The organism is Roseovarius indicus (assembly GCF_008728195.1).
Lineage (GTDB): Bacteria > Pseudomonadota > Alphaproteobacteria > Rhodobacterales > Rhodobacteraceae > Roseovarius > Roseovarius indicus.
In genome coordinates this window covers 5,289,853-5,308,667 of sequence record NZ_CP031598.1, presented here as the reverse complement: position 1 = coordinate 5,308,667, position 18,815 = coordinate 5,289,853, and the positions used below count along the sequence as shown (strand labels likewise).

At 63.2% G+C, this 18,815-nt stretch carries 17 protein-coding genes and 1 tRNA gene; 7 read left to right on the top strand and 11 right to left on the bottom strand.

Annotation, left to right across the window (positions count from 1 at the left end; all coding sequences use genetic code 11):
• Window positions 1–8: 8 nt before the first annotated feature.
• From hpf to RIdsm_RS25570, 8 genes are all read right to left on the bottom strand, one after another.
• On the bottom strand, window positions 9–572 hold the full coding sequence (gene hpf, locus RIdsm_RS25605) for a ribosome hibernation-promoting factor, HPF/YfiA family (protein WP_057812204.1): 564 nt from the start codon (window positions 570–572) through the stop codon (window positions 9–11).
• 247 nt (window positions 573–819) lie between these two features.
• Window positions 820–1,584 (bottom strand): LPS export ABC transporter ATP-binding protein, encoded by a 765-nt coding sequence (gene lptB, locus RIdsm_RS25600; RefSeq protein WP_057812206.1) that lies wholly within the window; start codon window positions 1,582–1,584, stop codon window positions 820–822.
• Window positions 1,581–1,982, bottom strand: coding sequence for a lipopolysaccharide transport periplasmic protein LptA (lptA, locus tag RIdsm_RS25595; protein ID WP_082647251.1), 402 nt, complete (start codon window positions 1,980–1,982; stop codon window positions 1,581–1,583). Before lptA ends, lptB begins: the two co-directional genes overlap by 4 nt.
• 97 nt (window positions 1,983–2,079) lie before the next feature.
• Window positions 2,080–2,652, bottom strand: coding sequence for an LPS export ABC transporter periplasmic protein LptC (lptC, locus tag RIdsm_RS25590; RefSeq protein ID WP_236553172.1), 573 nt, complete (start codon window positions 2,650–2,652; stop codon window positions 2,080–2,082).
• 44 nt (window positions 2,653–2,696) lie between these two features.
• Complete coding sequence (locus tag RIdsm_RS25585; RefSeq protein WP_057812211.1) at window positions 2,697–3,308, bottom strand: ribonuclease D; 612 nt, start codon at window positions 3,306–3,308, stop codon at window positions 2,697–2,699.
• Window positions 3,309–3,403: 95 nt separating this feature from the next.
• Window positions 3,404–4,561 carry a UDP-galactopyranose mutase gene (gene glf, locus RIdsm_RS25580; RefSeq protein ID WP_177228383.1) on the bottom strand — a complete coding sequence of 386 codons (1,158 nt, stop codon included), beginning with the start codon at window positions 4,559–4,561 and terminating at the stop codon, window positions 3,404–3,406.
• A gap of 84 nt (window positions 4,562–4,645) precedes the next feature.
• Complete coding sequence (locus RIdsm_RS25575; protein WP_057812215.1) at window positions 4,646–5,299, bottom strand: ABC transporter ATP-binding protein; 654 nt, start codon at window positions 5,297–5,299, stop codon at window positions 4,646–4,648.
• An 8-nt stretch (window positions 5,300–5,307) separates the two neighbouring features.
• On the bottom strand, window positions 5,308–6,438 hold the full coding sequence (locus RIdsm_RS25570; RefSeq protein WP_057812217.1) for a KpsE/RkpR family capsule polysaccharide export protein: 1,131 nt from the start codon (window positions 6,436–6,438) through the stop codon (window positions 5,308–5,310).
• A gap of 487 nt (window positions 6,439–6,925) precedes the next feature.
• Here RIdsm_RS25570 and RIdsm_RS25565 point away from each other — a divergent pair, with 487 nt between their 5' ends.
• Window positions 6,926–7,747, top strand: a complete 822-nt coding sequence (locus RIdsm_RS25565) for an ABC transporter permease (protein ID WP_057812219.1) — start codon at window positions 6,926–6,928, stop codon at window positions 7,745–7,747.
• Window positions 7,748–7,753: 6 nt separating this feature from the next.
• Here the strand turns inward: RIdsm_RS25565 and RIdsm_RS25560 are convergent, their stop codons facing one another.
• Together RIdsm_RS25560 and RIdsm_RS25555 are read right to left on the bottom strand one after the other, a co-directional pair.
• Window positions 7,754–8,752 carry a glycosyltransferase gene (locus tag RIdsm_RS25560; RefSeq protein ID WP_057812220.1) on the bottom strand — a complete coding sequence of 333 codons (999 nt, stop codon included), beginning with the start codon at window positions 8,750–8,752 and terminating at the stop codon, window positions 7,754–7,756.
• A gap of 115 nt (window positions 8,753–8,867) precedes the next feature.
• Window positions 8,868–8,954 (bottom strand) — tRNA-Leu (locus RIdsm_RS25555).
• Window positions 8,955–9,102: 148 nt separating this feature from the next.
• Between RIdsm_RS25555 and RIdsm_RS25550 the strand changes: the two genes are divergently transcribed.
• Window positions 9,103–10,092, top strand: coding sequence for a complex I NDUFA9 subunit family protein (locus tag RIdsm_RS25550; protein ID WP_057812222.1), 990 nt, complete (start codon window positions 9,103–9,105; stop codon window positions 10,090–10,092).
• On the opposite strand, the gene RIdsm_RS25545 is transcribed toward RIdsm_RS25550, so the two are convergent.
• Window positions 10,089–10,892 (bottom strand): undecaprenyl-diphosphate phosphatase, encoded by an 804-nt coding sequence (locus RIdsm_RS25545; RefSeq protein WP_057813250.1) that lies wholly within the window; start codon window positions 10,890–10,892, stop codon window positions 10,089–10,091. The genes RIdsm_RS25550 and RIdsm_RS25545 overlap by 4 nt on opposite strands.
• Before the next feature lie 226 nt (window positions 10,893–11,118).
• Here RIdsm_RS25545 and RIdsm_RS25540 point away from each other — a divergent pair, with 226 nt between their 5' ends.
• The 5 genes from RIdsm_RS25540 (at window position 11,119) to RIdsm_RS25520 (ending at window position 18,789) form a co-directional block, all read left to right on the top strand.
• The gene (locus RIdsm_RS25540) at window positions 11,119–12,555 is read left to right on the top strand and encodes an NAD(P)-dependent oxidoreductase (protein WP_177228384.1); all 1,437 of its coding nucleotides are present in this window, start codon (window positions 11,119–11,121) and stop codon (window positions 12,553–12,555) included.
• Window positions 12,556–12,667: 112 nt separating this feature from the next.
• Entirely contained in the window at window positions 12,668–13,111 is a 444-nt protein-coding gene (locus tag RIdsm_RS25535) for a GFA family protein (RefSeq protein ID WP_074939928.1), read from the top strand.
• On the top strand, window positions 13,108–17,640 hold the full coding sequence (gene gltB / locus RIdsm_RS25530; protein ID WP_057812229.1) for a glutamate synthase large subunit: 4,533 nt from the start codon (window positions 13,108–13,110) through the stop codon (window positions 17,638–17,640). Before RIdsm_RS25535 ends, gltB begins: the two co-directional genes overlap by 4 nt.
• A gap of 140 nt (window positions 17,641–17,780) precedes the next feature.
• Window positions 17,781–18,278, top strand: a complete 498-nt coding sequence (locus tag RIdsm_RS25525; RefSeq protein ID WP_057812231.1) for a DUF1269 domain-containing protein — start codon at window positions 17,781–17,783, stop codon at window positions 18,276–18,278.
• Window positions 18,279–18,417: 139 nt separating this feature from the next.
• Window positions 18,418–18,789 carry a DUF4189 domain-containing protein gene (locus RIdsm_RS25520; RefSeq protein WP_057812233.1) on the top strand — a complete coding sequence of 124 codons (372 nt, stop codon included), beginning with the start codon at window positions 18,418–18,420 and terminating at the stop codon, window positions 18,787–18,789.
• The last annotated feature ends 26 nt before the right edge of the window (window positions 18,790–18,815 follow it).

Genomic DNA, 18,815 nt, shown 5'->3' with positions numbered 1-18,815 from the left:
TACTCGTTTTAGGGGTCGATCCAGCCAATATTTCCATCGTCCCGGCGATATACGACATTGAGCCCGTTCTTCCCCTCGTTTCTGAAGACAAGGACGGGAACACCTGCAAGCTCCATCTGCATGACCGCCTCGCCGACAGAAAGAGACGGGATCTTGGTTTCCATCTCGGCGACGATGATCGGTTGCAGGCTTTCGGGTTCCGAATCCTCGCCCTCTTTTTCAGAGGCGAGGATATATGACGATGCGCCTGCGAGTTCAACAGGCACAGACCGCGCGCGATGATGATCTTTCAGGCGACGTTTGTAGCGTCGCAGCTGCTTTTCCATCTTCTCGCTGCACTGGTCGAACGCGGCATAGATTTCGTGCGCCTGTGCCTTCGCCTGGGCGGTCAGCCCGGTCGACAGGTGAACGGTCGCCTCGCAGGCGAATTCGCTCGAAATCTTCGAAAAAATGATCTGCGCATCGGTGGGCCGTTCGGCATATTTCTCAATGACGCTTTGTAATTCCTGTTCCACATGGGTTTTCAGGGCATCCCCTACGTCGATATGTTTTCCACTGATTTGATAGCGCATCGTGCCTCCTCATTATTGACGCGACGGATCAGCCGGCTGCAGTTCTCAGCACCGGGATACCCTGATCCGACCAACACGTGGCAGCATGCTTCCGGTTTGTCCGAACGCCTTCCCGGTGAAGCGGGATCTCGGCTGTGAGTGGACGGGACACCAGAAGTTCATACGACAATTGAGGCGTTTTCCGGGGCGCTTGTCAATGAGTATGACGCGGTGATGACACGAAACGCGAGCAAGTGCCGGGGACGCTTCAGGATATTCTGAAGTTGTCGCCGAGATAGACGCGGCGGACATTCTCGTTGGCGACCACATCGCTGGGGCTGCCCGACATCAGAACCTGTCCGTCGTGCAGAATGTAAGCGCGGTCAACGATCTCGAGCGTTTCGCGGACATTGTGATCGGTGATCAGCACGCCGATGCCGCGGGTCTTCAGATCGGCCACGAGTCGGCGGATATCGCCGACGGAGATCGGGTCGACCCCGGCGAAGGGTTCGTCGAGCAGCAGGTATTTCGGGTTGGCGGCGAGGCAGCGGGCAATTTCCACCCGGCGGCGCTCACCGCCCGACAGGGCCAGCGCGTGAACGCGGCGGAGGTGTTCGATGGAAAATTCGGAAAGGAGCGCTTCGAGTTTTTCGCGGCGCTTGTGCCGGTCCCGCTCTGATATGTCCAGAATGGACATGATGTTGTCTTCGACGGACATGCCGCGGAAGATCGACATTTCCTGGGGAAGATAGCCGATGCCAAGCTTGGCGCGGCGGTACATGGGCAGTGTCGTCACGTCGCGCCCGTCGATCAGCACCTGCCCGCCCTCGGGGTAGACGAGGCCGGCGATGGCGTAGAACGTGGTGGTCTTGCCCGAGCCGTTCGGCCCCAGGAGCGCGACGACCTCGCCCTGTTCCATGTCGAGGGACACGTCGCGGATGACCACGCGCTTCTTGTAGCTCTTGCGGATCGCCTTGACGCTGAGCCCGCTGTTGTGATGCGCTAGGTGCAGGCGCCGGTCGGTCACGCTCATTGCTCGCCCCCCTGCTGGAGGACGGTCTTGACCCGCCCTGACATGCGGGCGGTTCCGGCTCTTGTGTCGACGACCATGGTTTCCGAAGATAGCGCATTCGTGCCCTGCAACAACAGGACGTCGCCCTGCATTTCGATCATTCCGGTCTCGATATTGTAGTCGGCGCGGGCCGCCTCGGCGGCATCCTGCCCGCTGACCAGCGTGACCCCGCCGGTGGCCTGAAGGGTTTTGATGCCGCTCTGGTCTTCCTTGTAGACGACCAGAACGCGCGGGGCCGAAAGGCGCATGTCGCCCTGGCCAATCTTGACGTTGCCGGTGAAGACCGCGGTGCCGTCCTCCTGATCGACGTCGAGATTGTCGGCCGTCACCTCGACGGGGAGGTTGCTGTTCTGCTGCATGTTCCCGAAGGCGACCTGCGCACCCTGGGCGGCCGCAAGGCCGGGGAGGGCCAGAAGGGCAGCGATCGCAAATGCTTTGAACCAATTCAACACGGGGTCATTCCTCGGAAATTTGCGGTTGGTATATCAGCTTGACCCCATTGGTGAAAAGCAAATGTGCCTGATCGGTTTCGGCGTTATTCCTGAGCACCATGCGGCCCGCCGTGAGATCGCCGGCGGGGGCCGTGCCTTCGACCGGTCCGGGGCTTTCGGCGTAAAGCTCGTCGAAGTTCGCGGTGAGCAGTTCGGTGGTCAGAACGTAGCCTGTCGACGTGTCGATATGAACGTTGCCCGACAGCGATGCGCTGTTGCGGTGCTGGTTCATCTCGCCCCGGTCCGAGGTGATGTTCACCGAGTTGCCCGAGTTGAGGAGGAAGGCGGCGGTGACGTCCTCGGCGAGGAAAAGGCGCGAATCCTCGGGCGAGGGGCGCGAGCGAACGGTCTGCACGGTCACCTGGTGCCCGGCCTGGGTGACGCCGGCGAAGGTGGCGTTGGTGGCGCCCTGATCCTGCGCGCGTTGCTGAAGGTCGATATCGACCATGGGCAGCGCCTCGTTCGGGTCGAAGGTATTGGAAATCAGGAACAGCGTGGACAGGATGCCAAGCGCGGCCAGTGGCAGGATGATCTTCATCCATGCCACGACCCGAGAGTGCAGATTGTCCCGCCGCGCCATCGTCAGTGCGCGAAAATGTCGATCTCGGGCCAGCCTGCGAGGTCGAGCTTGGCGCGGGTGGGCAGGAAGCCGAAGCAGGCCCGGGCAAGATCGGTGCGCCCTTCTCGGGCGAGCCGTTCATCGAGCTTTTCGCGCAATTGGTGAAGATAGAGCACATCGGAGGCGGCATAGTCGAGCTGGGCGTCGGTCAGCTCGGGTGCGCCCCAGTCGGAGGATTGCTGCTGTTTCGAGATGTCGATGCCGAGCAGTTCCTGGAGAAGATACTTGAGCCCGTGCCGGTCGGTGTAGGTGCGGATCAGCTTGCTGGCGATCTTGGTGCAGTAGACCGGGGCCGCCAGCGCGCCGAAGGCGTTGTACATCGCGGCGATATCGAACCGGCCGAAATGGAAAAGCTTGAGCACGTCGGGGTTTTCGAGCAGCGCCTCGAGGTTGGGGGCGCTGTCCTGGCCCTGGGCGATCTGGACGATATGCGCCTCGCCGTCGCCGCCCGACAGCTGCACCACGCAGAGCCGGTCGCGGTGCGGGTTGAGGCCCATCGTCTCGCAATCGATGGCCACCACCGGGCCAAGGTCGAGCCCGTCGGGCAGGTCGTTGCGATGAAAATGGTTTGCCATAATGCCGTTTCCCCTTGCTGCGCGCGGACTTTTCACCGGCGCGGCAATTCATGTCAATCGTCAAAGCCGCGCCATTGCCGGCGCCCGGTGCGGGGTCAGAGCGGCGATTTGCAGAAGGTGGGGATGGGGCGGCGGTTTTCCAAGGCGTCGAGATAGCCTTGTGCGGTATCCAGCGCCTCGCGGATCGTGACGTCCATGTCGAGGTAGCGATAGGTGCCGAGCCGGCCCACGAAGGTGGTGTTTTCGGTGGTTTCGGCCAGTTTGACATAGTCGGCCAGAAGCGCTTTCTCCTTCACCTGCCGGATCGGGTAGTAGGGAATGTCGTCCGGACCGCAGGCGCGGGAAAACTCACGGTAGCAGACCGAGGCATCGTGGCTTTCCCACGGTGCGAAATGCTTGTGCTCGGTTATGCGGGTGTAGGGCACGTCGGCATCGCCGTAGTTCATAACCGCGCAGCCCTGGTAGTCGCCGTCATGGGTGAAGCGCTCGAAATCGAGGGTGCGATACCCGAGCTGGCCGAGTTCGTAATCGAAGAAGCCGTCGAGCGGGCCGGAATAGAAGACATGGTCATACTCTCCCGCCTTGCTTCGATCGAAGCGTGTGTCGAGATGCACGGCAATCGAGGGGTGATCGAGGATGCGGGCGATCAGGTCGGTGTAGCCGTGCTCGGGCATGCCCTGGAAACGGTGGCTGAAGTAGTTGTCGTCGTAGTTGAAGCGCAACGGCAGCCGCTTGAGGATCGAAGCCGGCAGCTCGGACGGGTGACAGCCCCATTGCTTCATTGTGTAGCCCTTGAAGAAGGTCTCGTAGAGATCGGGGCCGACGAACTTGAGGGCCTGCTCCTCGAAGGTTTGGGGGGTGTCGATGGAGGTGTCTGCCTGCGTCTCGGCTATGAAGGCGCGGGCCTCTTCGGGGCGCATCGTCTTGCCGAAGAACTGGTTGATGGTGTGCAGGTTGACGGGCAGGGAAAAGACCTGTCCGCGCGCGGTTGTCTTGACCCGGTTGGTGTAGGGCTTGAAGGCCACGAAGCTGGTTACGTAGTCCCACACTCCGGCGTCGTCGGTGTGGAAGATATGCGGGCCGTAGACGTGGACGAGCACACCGGTCGCCGTATCCCGCTCGGTATGGCAGTTGCCGCCGATATGGTCGCGGGTGTCGACGATGGTGATATCGTGCCCGGCCTCGGCCAGAGTGCGGCCGATCACCGCCCCGGACAGCCCGGCCCCCACCATGAGGAGTTTTCCTGTCGCCATGCCTTCGCGCCCCGCGCGGTTACGTGTTCCGGGTGTTAAACGTGAAAGGCCGGCCTGTCGCAACCCGGGCGGTGGTGTGCCGGCTCATTTCATCAGGTCGTTGTGGTAGGTGATCGCTTCTTCGAGGTCCTCGAAATAGGTGACGCCGCCGTTTTCGAGCACGAGGCCGGAATCGCAGAATTGCCTCAGGCCCGGCATCGAGTGGTTGACCACGATCGCGCTTGACCGCGACATGCGATCCTTGAACACCTCCTGGCTTTTCCGCTTGAAGCGGGCGTCGCCCACGGCGGTGACCTCGTCTACGAGGTATGTGTCGAAATGGATGCCCATCGAGGCCCCGAACGCGAGGCGCGAGCGCATCCCCGAGGAATAGCTGCGGACGGGCATGTTGAAGAAGTCACCCAGTTCCGCGAAATCCTGTACGAACGCAATCAGCTCTTCCGTGTCGACGCCGTAGATGCGGGCGAGGAACTTGACGTTCTCCGCGCCGGTCAGTTCGCGGTGAATGGCCCCGGCCAGACCCACCGGCCACGAGATCGACCCGTCGGAGACGATACGCCCGCTGTCGGCGCTCATCGTGCCGGCAATGATCTGGAGCAGGGTCGATTTTCCGGCCCCGTTGCGCCCGAGCAGGCCAAGAGACCGCCCGCTGGGCAGGGTCAGGTTGAGGTTGTCGATGACAACCTTTTGCCTGCCCCTGATCCAGAAACTTTTCGTCAGGTTCTCGAACCGGATCATCGCGAACCTCAGGACCGGTCCCGGATGGAATAGTAGATCAGCGCGAGGATCGACCAGAAGAGCAGCAGGAAGAGCCCGGCCAGACCCGACAGCACAAGCCGTTGAGGGTATTCTGACGCTTCCGCCAGCGTGGGCTTGATATAGGTGGCGAGGTAGCGGCTTTGCCGGTTGGCCTCGTCGCGGGCCGATTCCAGGGCTGTCAGCGCGGCGAAATAGGATTGTTCGGCATATTCCCGATCGACGGTCATGCGCTCGAACTCGGAGATCAGGGAGGGATAATCCTGGCTGACGCCGCCGGTTTCGGTGCTGGAACTGGCGAAGTTGCGCCGCTCGATGGCGATCCGGTCGCGGATCACCTCGATGCGCTTCTGTGCCTCCGTGATCCGGGGGTCGTTGTCGCTCGAGGTCCCGCGCAGCAGGTCGTATTCGACCAGCGTCGAGGCCAGCTGTTGCTGCAGGCTGGTCATCACGCCCATGCGGGTCTGGATATCGGTTTCGGGATCGACGATCTGGGAGCGGGTGCGAAATTCGGTGATGGCTTCCCGGGCATTCTTGAGAAGCTCGACCGATTCCTCGAGGTCGTCCTGGGCATAACGCATCGCATCTTCGCGGGCCTGCAGGTTCAGCTCGTTGATCCGGGACTGGGAGATCGAGACGATCTCGCGAGAAATCTCGCGGGCGGTCTGGGGATCGAAGGCCTTGACCTGTATCTCGATGAGGCCGGTCGAGGAGTCGTAGGACACGCCGACCATGCGGTTCCAGTACCAGATCAGGTCTTCCTGGGTTGCATCGCCCCAAATCGAGAACACCCAGTCGTTGGGCCAGTACTGGGAGTAATGCGCGCGCAGGTCGATGGCGTCGTTGACCGACTGCACCATTTCCTGACTCTGGATGAACTCGTAGAGAATGTCGCTGTCGGAGGCGGTCGACGCGCCGGCGAAGTCAGCCAGGCCACCCAGTATTTCGTTCGCGCCGGCCTGCTCCTGGCTGCGAACGGTGAAGCCTGCCACCGAGTGGTACTGGTCTTCGGCCACGGTAAAGAGATACCCGACGGTTGCCACGAATGGTATGACCGCCAGGAACAGGAACGACGTGATCAGGCCCCAATGGCGCTTTTTCAGCGTGGCCGGGCCGGCCACGGGCCTGACCTCGGGCTTGGGCGCATCGGCGGGCGCTTGAGCCTGGGCCTGGGGTTTTTGAGCTGCGGGTTGAGCCGCGGGCTTGGCGGCGGCGTTTTGCCGCGCCGCTGCGGCCCCCTTCGCAGGCGCTCTGGCGGCTTTCGCAGCAGAGCCAGCCGCCTTTGGATTGGCGGTAGCCTGCCGGGGTTTCTGCACCGAGCCCGGGCGCCGCACCGGTGCTGCCGGCTCGGCGGATTCCGGCTCAGGTCGCCGGCGAGAGGAAAACGGTACGGCACCTTCGGGCTTGTCGCCGCCGCTGCCGGACGATGACTCGCCGCTTGCATTCTGATCGTCGGAGTTCCCCGCCCGGTCCTCTTTTGCGGCCTCGTCCTCGGCCGCTGAACTGCGATTTGTCATTATTGTCTGATCCAGGGCTCAAGCCGTTTGTAATCGTGCTCAGTGTCTAGCATACTATTGACGGAAATCACCAGAGTCACCGTAGTCGATCATGGCAATTACAGGCTCGGCGGATACGCCGAACACAGAGAAGGTCAGCCGACACAAGCTGAGCTACTCTCCCACCCGCAATATCCTGGCCCTGATCCTGCGCGAGATGTCCACGCGGTACGGGCGCACGCCCGGCGGTTACATCTGGGGCGTCATCGAACCGTTGGCGGCGATCATCTTCCTTGCCATCGGTTTTTCGTTGCTGCTGCGGTCGCCGTCGCTGGGAACGAGCTTCATCCTGTTCTATGCGACCGGATACGTGGTGTTTAACCTGTATCAGAACATTGCGGCGGCGACGTCGCAGGCCATTTCCTTTTCCAAGCCCCTGCTGATGTTTCCGGCGGTGAACTGGTTCGATGCGCTGATCGCGCGGTTCGTGCTGAACAGCCTGACCGGGATCATCATCAGCATCCTGCTGTTCACGGGGATCCTCGCGGTTGTCGAAAACCGCACCGTGCTTGAATTGGGGCCGATCGTGGAGGCGTTCGGCCTGACGATGCTGATCGGCCTGGGTGTCGGCACGCTCAACTGTGCGCTTATCGGTCTCTTTCCCGTTTGGGGGGTGATGTGGGGCATCATCACGCGGCCGCTCTTCCTGGCCTCATGCGTGATCTACCTGTTCGAGGATCTTCCGCGGATGGCGCAGAATATCCTGTGGTACAACCCGCTGGTTCATATCGTCGGGCTGACGCGCACGGGCTTCTACGTGACCTATACGCCGCATTACATCGACACGGTGTATGTCTTCTTCGTGGGGATCATACTGCTGTTCTTCGGCCTGCTTCTGACGCACCGGTACAACCGCGAAATTCTCAACAAGTAGGTCGGGTTACTCTGTCGGTTCAGGCCCCGCCATGCGCAGGACCTGGGCATGGGTGACGTCGAGCCTGTTGAACAGCCCGTCCACCACGGCGCGTGTCATGAGGCGCAGGAACTGGCGGCGGGCGCCATCGTGGTGGCGCACTTTCGAGTACCACTTCGGCAGCACGATCAGCAGTGCGGGCCAGAACAGCCAGCCGGCGGCCATCCGGTAGAGCAACAGCAGGTTGCGGTGGTGGTAATAGATCTTCCATAGCGGCCGGAAGCGCTGACCCTTGGCAGCGCCGGAACCGCCGAAGGTGGTGAAGTCGTGCTCGAAGGCGACCTGGGGCAGGAAGGCGATGCGCCCGCCCGCGCGGCTGAGGCCGAGGGTGTAAAGCCCGTCATCGCCGTAAAGGAACAGGCGCCCGTCGGGGTAGCCCGCCGTCCGGAGCGCCTCGCGCGAGATGAAGAAACCGACGAAGGAGGTCACGTCGATGGGGCAGCCGTCTTTCTCGTATTCATCATGGGGGATGTGAAAGCCGTTGCGCCCCTTGCGGAACGTACGCAGGAACAGCCGCCAGTGCCAGAACGGGTTTCGCGAGGGGCGGTTCATCTCGCAGATCCGGCCATCCGGGAAATAGACGGCGGCGGCGATGGCGTCCCACTTTTCGGGCGGAAGATCGTGGAAGGCCTCGAGCGCACCGGGGAAGGGCCGCGCGTCGTCGTCCATCACGACTAGCCAGTCGGGGTCGTGCTGCGCGACCGCATGCCGCATGCCGGTTTCGAACCCGCCGGCGCCGCCCAGATTGACCTTGCTGGTGACAAGATCGATGCGCGGATTCGTCAGCGTGGCCAGCCATGCGGCCGTGCCATCGGTCGAGGCGTTGTCGACGATGACGACGGCGTGGAGGTGGGCGGGGTCGGAGTCGAGCAGTCGGTCGACGGTCGGCTTGAGCTTGTCGAGCCGGTTATGAGTGACCACGACGGCGACCAGCCGGCGGGACGTATTGTTTGTCTGGTCCGACACGGGGCTTGAAACTCTTGTTTTGTTGCCTGCGGCAAAGCCCACATTTCGCCCGCGATGTCAAACAGCCTGGGGCCGGTGGTGCGCCTGCCTTGGGTATTCTCGGGTCTCGGGGAAATGGTGCCCAGGAGAGGACTCGAACCTCCACGTCCATACAGACACTAGCACCTGAAGCTAGCGCGTCTACCAATTCCGCCACCTGGGCCGGTGTCGTGAGGACGCCATTTAGCGGCGGGTCGGGGCGGTGTCAACGGCGATTTTCACGTGCGCGGACATTCGGGCATCACGCCTTGTCGAACCCCGCGCGGGAGGCTAGGAAGAGGGGTGAACGGCAAGACTGCGGAGGCCAGCAAATGCCCAAGTCAAAACTCGTCACGATCTTCGGTGGGTCCGGTTTCCTGGGGCGGTATATCGCGCGGCGCATGGCCAAGGCCGGATGGCGCGTGCGGGTGGCCGTGCGGCGCCCGAACGACGCGGTCTATGTCAGGACCTATGGCGTTGTCGGCCAGGTCGAGCCGGTTTTCTGCAACATCCGCGACGATGACAGCGTGCGCTCGGTGATGCGGGGGACGGATGCCGCGGTGAATTGTGTCGGTACTTTCGAGAAGGGCGGCAAGAACAATTTCGACGCGATCCAGCACAAGGCCGCCGCGCGGGTGGCCCGGATTGCCAGGGAAGAAGGCGTCCAGCGGCTGGTGCATATTTCCGCCATCGGGGCCGATACCGAATCGGATACGCTGTATGGTCAGAGCAAGGGGCAGGGCGAGGCGGCGATCCTCGAGTCGTTCCCCGACGCCACGATCCTGCGACCGTCGGTGATTTTCGGGGCCGAGGATGCCTTTTTCAACCGGTTCGCCGGGATGAGCCGGTTTGGCCCGATCCTGCCGGTTGTCGGGGCCTCGTCGCGGTTTCAGCCGGTCTGGGTCGACGATGTGGCCGCCGCGGCGGAAATGGGCGCGAAGGGCACGGCTGCGCCGGGCATCTACGAGCTTGGCGGGCCGGACGTGAACACCTTCCGCGAGTTGATGCAGCAGATGCTGGGGGTGATCCACCGGCGCCGGCTGATCCTCAACATCCCGTTCTGGATTGCGACGATCATGGGGGCGGTGATGGAGTTCGTGCAGGCGATCACCTTCCGGCTCATTCCGCCGCAGATCACCCGCGACCAGGTGCAGAGCCTGAAATCCGACAACGTGGTTTCGGAAGGCGCGAAGACCTTTGCCGACCTGGGGATCGAGCCGACCTCGCTTGAGGCGGTGTTGCCGGACTACCTGTGGCGGTTCCGGCCCGACGGGCAGTATGACGACATCAAGCGGTCGGCGTCGAACCTTCGCGGCGCCTAGCTGTAGGCGATCACCAGCAGGATGACGCCAAGGACAACCCGGTAGACCACGTAGGGCGTGAAGCTGACGCTGCGCAGCAGGCGCATCATGATGGTGAGCGCCAGCAGGGCCGCGACGAAAGCCAGCGCCGCGGCGATACCGCAATCGCGCAGCAGGGCGAGGTCGGCGTTCATGATTGCCTCGCCCGAGAGCAGCATGCCGCTGGCGATGATCGTGGGCACCGACATCAGCATCGAAAGCTTCGCCGCATCGTGGCGGTTGTAGCCGAGGAAGCGGGCGCCGGTGATGGTGATGCCCGAGCGCGAGGTGCCCGGGATGAGGGCGATGGCCTGCCAGACGCCGACGACCATGGCGTCGGTGAGGCTCCAGTTTTCCTGGGTGCGCGTGGTTTCGCCGAACTGGTCGGCCCAGTAGAGCAGGATGCCGAAGATCAGCATGGTCCAGCCGATGATGGCGACCGAGCGCAGGTAGGCGTCGAGCCCGGTGAGCTTGAGGATGAGGCCGAAGGCGATGACCGGGACGGAGGAGATCAGCAGGAGCAGGGCGAGCTTGGCGCCTTCGGTGTCGGCCTTCCCGATCAGCAGGCGGGGGAGGCCGCCAAAGGCCTTGCGCATGTCGGTCCAGAAATAGAGGAGCACGGCGACGAGGGTGCCGACATGGACAGCGACATCGACCGCCTGACCCTGATCCTCGAGCCCGGTGAGGCGGGGGAGGAGAATCAGGTGGCCGGAGGAGGAGATCGGCAGGAATTCCGTAAGTCCCTGAATCAGGGCGATGATGATAAGGTGGAACAGGGGCATCAGGCGGATCCGGCGGGCCAGAATGGGTTCAACCCACCTATAAACCACTGAGTTTCAGGCGAAAGACAGCATTTAGGTCCGTATCGGACATAATTTCTTACCAGAAGATAAAGAAAAAGCGACCATTGACCAAAATATTTTTGTATTAGGTCAGTCGTTCTGACTTTATTTCCCGATTACCATAAAGTAGACAGGGTCGGTATTTCGGAAATTCGGAGAGTACGCCGTGGCGAAGCAACCCATGTTGAAGTTCGTGACTGTAGAACGGTCCATGCCAGAAAAGCGTTTGGCCACCGAACGCAACAAGGACTTCCACGAGATCTATGCCGAGTACGCCAATGAAAAGGCGAAGGAGCAGGCCGGGCGCTGCAGCCAGTGCGGTGTGCCCTATTGCCAGAGCCATTGCCCGCTGCACAATAACATCCCCGACTGGCTACGGCTGACCGCCGAGGGCCGGACGAAGGAAGCCTATGAGCTGAGCCAGCTCACGAACACGTTCCCGGAGATCTGTGGCCGTATCTGCCCGCAGGACCGTCTTTGCGAAGGCAACTGCGTGATCGAACAGTCGGGCCACGGCACGGTGACCATCGGGCAGGTGGAGAAATACCTGACCGATACCGCGTGGGAAGAAGGCTGGGTCGAGGATATCACGCCCGCTGAAGAGCGCCCCGAGTCGGTCGGGATCATTGGCGCGGGCCCCGGCGGGCTGGCGGCGGCGGACATGCTGCGCCGGGCCGGTGTGCAGGTGACGGTGTATGACCGCTATGACCGCTCGGGCGGGCTGATGACCTATGGGATTCCAGGCTTCAAGCTGGAGAAGGACGTGGTCATGCGCCGCAATGAACAGCTTGAGAAGGCCGGCGTGGAATTCGTGATGAATTGCGACGTCGGCACCGACCTGTCGTTCGCCGCGATTCGCGGGAAGCACGATGCCGTGCTGATCGCGACGGGTGTCTACAAGAGCCGTGACCTGCAAGGGCCGGGTTCGGGCGCGCAGGGGATCGTGCGGGCGATTGATTACCTGACGGCGAGCAACCGGAAGAGTTTCGGCGACGATGTGCCGGAATTCGAAAGCGGCGAGCTGAATGCCGAGGGCAAGCGCGTGGTCGTGATCGGCGGCGGCGATACGGCGATGGACTGCGTGCGCACGGCGGTGCGGCAGGGGGCGACATCGGTCAAGTGCCTGTACCGGCGCGACCGGCAGAACATGCCGGGCAGCCAGCGCGAGGTGGCCAATGCCGAGGAAGAGGGCGTTGTGTTCGAATGGCTGAGCGCGCCCAAGGCCTTTGTCGGCGACCCGGTAACGGCGGTGAAGGTGCAGCAGATGCGCCTTGGCGCGCCCGATGCGAGCGGTCGCCAGACGCCGGAGGAGATCGAGGGGGCCGACTATGACGAGCCTGCCGATATCGTGATCAAGGCGCTGGGCTTCGAGCCGGAAGAGCTGCCGAAGCTTTGGGGCGTGGAAGAGCTGTCGGTGACCCGCTGGGGCACCATCAAGGCGGAATTCACCACCGGCCGCACGGCGATGGACGGGGTTTATGCCGTGGGCGATATCGTGCGCGGTGCCAGCCTTGTGGTCTGGGCGATCCGCGACGGGCGCGACGCGGCGGAGGCCATCCTGGAGTATCTCGACGGTGGCGAGAAGGCCATCGCGGCGGAGTGAAAGGCGACGTCGGTATAACGTCGGTATTTTGTCGGTATTGCGTCGGTGCGGGTGACGGCACCGGGAACCAGATAGGGCAGATGCCCTGACCCACCGGATGAAGGAAGGCAGGATGGCGAGCAGAACGGGACGGTGCATGTGTGGACGGGTGGCCTTTACGCTCGCGCAGGCGCCGGCGCGTTTTGGCGCCTGCCATTGCGAGATGTGCCGCCGGTGGACGGGCTCGGCCTTGCTGGGGATGACCGTGCCGCGCAGCGAGATCGAGTGGACCGGATCGGAGCATATCGAGATGCTTCAGAGTTCGGACTGGGCGGAACGGGCGTGGTGCGGACACTGCGGCTCGGCGCTCTATTATCATGTCACTGCCGAAAGGCCTATGTCGGCCAGCCTGGAGCTTCCGATCGGGTTGCTGGACGATGCATCCGGGCTGAGCTTCGACAACGAGATTTACATTGATCACAAGCCGGACAGCTTTGGCTATGCCGGTGACCGGACCCGTCTGACGCGCAAGGATGCGCTTGCGAAGTTCGGCATCGTAGAGGGAGACCTGCAATGACCAAATTCGACACCAACTGGGCCCGCAACGAGGAAGCCAAGCGCAAGTGGCTGGCCGAGAACGGGATGTATTCCGAGGAGGAGGAGCATTCCTCCTGCGGGGTGGGGCTTGTCGTGGCGGTCGATGGCAGCCCGAGCCGCAAGGTGGTGGATGCCGGGATCAACGCGCTGAAGGCGATCTGGCACCGGGGCGCGGTGGATGCCGATGGCAAGACCGGCGACGGCGCCGGCATTCACATCCAGATTCCCGTGCCCTTCTTCTATGACCAGGTGCGGCGCACCGGGCACGAGCCGCGGGAAGACCAGCTGATGGCCGTGGGGCAGGTCTTCCTGCCGCGAACGGATTTCGGCGCGCAGGAGACCTGCCGGACGATCGTGGAGACGGAAGTCATCCGCATGGGGCATTACATCTATGGCTGGCGGCACGTGCCGGTGGATGTGAGCGTGCTTGGCGAGAAGGCCAACGCGACGCGGCCCGAGATCGAGCAGATCCTGATTTCGAATGCCAAGGGGATCGACGAGGAAGATTTCGAGCGCGAGTTGTATGTCATCCGCCGCCGGGTCGAGAAGGCCGTGGCGGAGGCGGGGATTCACGGGCTCTATATTGCGAGCCTGTCGTGCCGGAGCATCATCTACAAGGGCATGATGCTGGCCGAGCAGGTGGCGGATTTCTATCCCGACCTGCAGGACGAGCGGTTCATCAGCGCGTTCGCGATCTATCACCAGCGCTATTCGACCAACACCTTCCCGCAATGGTGGCTGGCGCAGCCGTTCCGGATGCTGGCGCATAACGGCGAGATCAACACGCTGAAGGGCAACACCAACTGGATGAAGAGCCACGAGATCCGGATGGCGAGCGCGTCGTTCGGGGATCATGCGGAGGATATCAAGCCGATCATCGCGGGCGGATCCTCGGATTCGGCGGCGTTGGATTCGGTTTTCGAGGTTCTGGTGCGGGCCGGGCGGAGCGCGCCGATGGCGAAGACGATGCTGGTTCCGGAAAGCTGGTCGAAGCAGGCCGAGGAGCTGCCCGAGGCGTGGCGGGACATGTATTCCTATTGCAACTCGGTGATGGAGCCGTGGGACGGGCCGGCGGCGCTGGCTATGACCGATGGCCGCTGGGTCTGTGCCGGACTTGACCGGAACGGGCTGCGGCCGATGCGGTATGTCGTGACCGGCGACGGGCTGGTGGTTTGCGGGTCGGAAGCCGGGATGGTGCCGATCGACGAGGCGACGGTGCGCGAGAAGGGCGCGCTGGGCCCGGGGCAGATGCTGGCCGTCGACATGAAGAAGGGTCTGCTGTTCCACGATACCGAGATCAAGGACAAGCTGGCGCGGGCGCTGCCGTTCGGCGAGTGGGTCGGCAAGATCAACGACATGGACGAGGTTCTGGCCGGGGTGACGGAGAAGCCGCTTTACACCGGGTCGGAGTTGCGCCGGCGGCAGATTGCGGCCGGGTACACGATCGAGGAGCTGGAGAGCATCCTGTCGCCGATGGCGGAGGACGGGAAGGAAGCGCTGGCCTCGATGGGGGATGACACGCCGAGTGCGGTTCTGTCGAAGGGGTATCGGCCGCTGAGCCACTTCTTCCGGCAGAATTTCAGCCAGGTGACGAACCCGCCGATCGACAGTTTGCGCGAGTTCCGGGTGATGAGCCTGAAGACGCGGTTCGGGAACCTGAAGAACGTTCTGGACGAAAGCGGCGCGCAGACCGAGATCGTGGTGCTGGAAAGCCCGTTCATCGGGAATGCCCAGTGGGCCGCGCTGATGCGCGAGTTCGAGGGCGAGGTGACCGAGATCGACTGTACCTTCGCGCCGGGCGAGAATGCGCTGCGTGAAGGGCTGGCGCGGATCCGGGCCGAGGCGGAGGATGCCGTGCGTTCGGGGGCCGGGCATATCGTGCTGACGGATACCGGCGTGAGCGAGGAGCGGATCGGGATGCCGATGATCCTTGCCACCAGCGCGGTGCATTCGCATTTGACGCGGAAGGGGCTGCGGACCTTCTGTAGCCTCAACGTGCGGTCGGCCGAGTGTATCGACCCGCATTATTTCGCCGTGCTGATCGGGGCGGGCGCCACGGTTGTGAACGCCTATCTCGCAGAGGACAGCCTGGCCGACCGGATCGAGCGGGGGCTGCTGGATGGCGGGTTGACCGAGAACGTGGCGCGGTATCGCGAGGCGATCGACCAGGGCCTTCTGAAGATCATGTCGAAGATGGGGATTTCGGTGATTTCGTCGTATCGCGGCGGTCTGAACTTCGAGGCCGTGGGGCTTAGCCGGGCGATGTGTGCCGAGTATTTCCCGGGCCTGACCAGCCGGATTTCCGGTATCGGGGTCAGCGGGATCCAGGCGAAGCTGCAGGATGTGCACAAGCAGGGCTTCAAGGGTGGCAAGGATATCCTGCCGATCGGCGGGTTCTACAAGGCGCGGAAATCGGGCGAGACCCATGCGTGGGGCGCGCAGACGATGCACATGATGCAGATGGCCTGCAACAAGGCGAGCTTCGAGCTTTGGAAGCGGTATTCCCAGGCGATGCAGGCAAACCCGCCCATTCACCTGCGCGACCTGATGGCGATCAAGCCGCTGGGCAAGGCTATTCCGCTGGAAGAGGTGGAAAGCGTGACCGCGATCCGGAAACGGTTCGTGACGCCGGGGATGAGCCTTGGCGCGCTGTCGCCCGAGGCGCACAAGACGCTGAACGTGGCGATGAACCGGATCGGCGCGCGCTCGGACAGTGGCGAGGGTGGCGAAGACCCGGCGCATTTCACGCCGGAGCCCAATGGCGACAACCCGTCGGCGAAGATCAAGCAGGTCGCGAGCGGCCGGTTCGGCGTGACCGCCGAGTACCTGAACCAGTGCGAAGAGCTGGAGATCAAGGTGGCGCAGGGCGCGAAGCCCGGCGAGGGCGGGCAGCTGCCCGGGATGAAGGTGACCAAGCTGATTGCGCGGCTGCGGCATTCGACGCCGGGCGTGACGCTGATTTCGCCGCCGCCGCACCACGATATCTACTCGATCGAGGACTTGGCGCAGCTGATCTATGACCTCAAGCAGATCAACCCGACCGTGAAGGTCTGTGTGAAGCTTGTGGCGCAGTCGGGCGTGGGCACGATTGCGGCAGGTGTGGCCAAGGCCAAGGCCGACGTGATCCTGATTTCGGGTCACAACGGCGGCACGGGGGCGAGCCCGGCGACCAGCATCAAGTATGCCGGTCTTCCGTGGGAGATGGGGCTGACCGAGGCGCACCAGGTTCTGTCGATGAACCACCTGCGCGACCGGATCACGCTGCGGACCGATGGCGGCCTTCGGACTGGCCGGGATATCGTGATGGCGGCGATGATGGGGGCCGAGGAATACGGAATCGGCACCGCCGCGCTGATCGCGATGGGCTGTATCATGGTGCGTCAGTGCCAGTCGAACACCTGCCCGGTGGGGGTTTGTACGCAGGATGAGAGCCTGCGCGCCAAGTTCACCGGCAATGCCGAGAAGGTGGTGAACCTGATCACCTTCTATGCGCAGGAGGTTCGCGAGATCCTGGCCAGCATAGGGGCGCGGTCGCTGGACGAGGTGATCGGGCGGGCCGACCTGTTGACTCAGGTCAGCCGGGGCTCGGCGCATCTGGACGACCTCGACCTGAATCCGATGCTGATCACCGTGGATGGGGCAAAGGACATTGTCTATGACCGCAACAAGCCGCGGAACGAGGTGCTGGATACGCTCGATGCCGAGATCGTGCGGGATGCGGCGCGGTTCCTGAACGATGGCGAGAAGATGCAATTGCATTACGCCGTTCAGAACACCGACCGGACCGTGGGCACGCGGGTTTCGAGCCATATCGTGCGGAACTTCGGGATGCGCAACGCGCTTCAGCCCAACCACCTGACTGTGAAACTGTCGGGGAGTGCGGGGCAGAGCCTTGGGGCGTTTGCCGCGCCGGGCCTGAAGATCGAGGTGTCGGGCGATGCGAACGACTATGTCGGCAAGGGCCTGTCGGGGGGCACGATCGTGGTGCGCCCGCCGCAGATGAGCCCGCTTGAAGCCGCCGAGAACACGATCATCGGCAACACCGTTCTGTACGGCGCGACGGCGGGCTACCTGTTTGCCAGCGGCCGGGCCGGTGAGCGGTTCGCGGTGCGGAACTCTGGCGCGCATGTGGTCGTGGAGGGCTGCGGCTCGAACGGGTGCGAGTACATGACCGGCGGCGTTGCCGTGATCCTTGGCGAGGTGGGGGCGAACTTTGCCGCCGGGATGACCGGGGGCATGGCCTATCTCTATGACCCGAACGGCACGGCGCGGAACCTGATCAACGCCACGTCGGTGGTGATGTGCGCGGTGACGGAAGAGCATTGGCTGAAAGAGCTGGAAATGATGGTCGAGCGGCATGCCGAGGAGACCGGAAGCCGGCGCGCCCAGGAGATCCTGCAATATTGGGACATCGAGAAGGGCAACTTCCTTCAGGTTTGCCCGCGCGAGATGCTCGACAAGCTGGAGCATCCGCTGGGGATCGAAGACGAAGCGATTCCGGCGGAATAGGGTCACATATTTGCAGCGCGCGCCCCGGGGGTTCCGGGGCGCGTTCGCGTTTGGACATGCGCGGCGGCCCGCCTGTGGGGTTTCAATCGGGCGGGGCGCCCTTACCTTTTTCAGGGCAGGTTTCCTGAAGGAGTGCCCCGATGTCCGAACTTCTGATCATTGCCTTCGATGACGAGCAATCTGCCTTTGACCTGGCGGAGCGGTTGCAGCCGTTGAAAGACGACATGCAGCTCGAGACGCAGGACACCACGATCATGACGCGGGATGCCGAGGGCGAGGTGCATCTGCATAACGCGGTGAACGTGCCGCTGGCGCAGACGGCCGGTGGCACAGTGTGGGGGCTGCTGATCGGGGCCGCCTTTGCCATGCCGGTCGCCGGGGCGCTGGCCGGGGCCGCGACCGGTGCGATGGTGGGACGAGAGCGTGATCCCGGGGTGAATTCGGATTTCCTGAAAGAGCTTGGTGCGACTTTGAAACCCGGGTCGTCGGCGGTGTGCCTGCTGGTACGGCACGTGGACCGGGCGGCGCTTGACGGGGTCTTGCAGGCTTTCCCGGTGCGCGGGCATCTGCTGCAGTCGCCCTACACGCCCGACGAGGAGGGCGGGTTGCGATCGGAGGTTGAACGGCCCGGCCCCTGACCCGGTAACCGCGCATGCCTTGCCTGTCAGTGTGGCGGGAAGGCCCTTGGCCGTGGCTTATCCACCCCCTCAAGATGCTGATGTTTGGTGAAAATCCGAAACTGGCGGATACTGACGTCGGGTAACTGGGAGAATCACCATGAAATTTCGTTTAACCATTTCCGGCGTCATCTCGGCGCTTGCCCTTGCCGCAGGTCCGGCCGCGGCCGGCCAATGTGGCTATCAATACTGCTGGGGCGCGGTGGGCTTTGGCCCGGGCGGCGCCTATGGCTGGGCGCACAGCTATGCCTCGCAGCAGGAGGCCTATAACCGGGTCTACCAGGAGTGCGGCGGCAACTGCACCCAGATCAAGACCTTCTACAACACCTGTGGCGCCATGGCCGTGGGGGCCAATAACGGCTGGGGTTGGGGCCACAGCCCGAGCCGCGCGGGTGCGGAAAACATCGCGATGGGGTATTGCAACCAGTACGACTACGGGTGCTCGGTGCGGGTCTGGGCCTGTTCTTTCTGAGGGCTGCGTGACCGCCGGGATTGAAA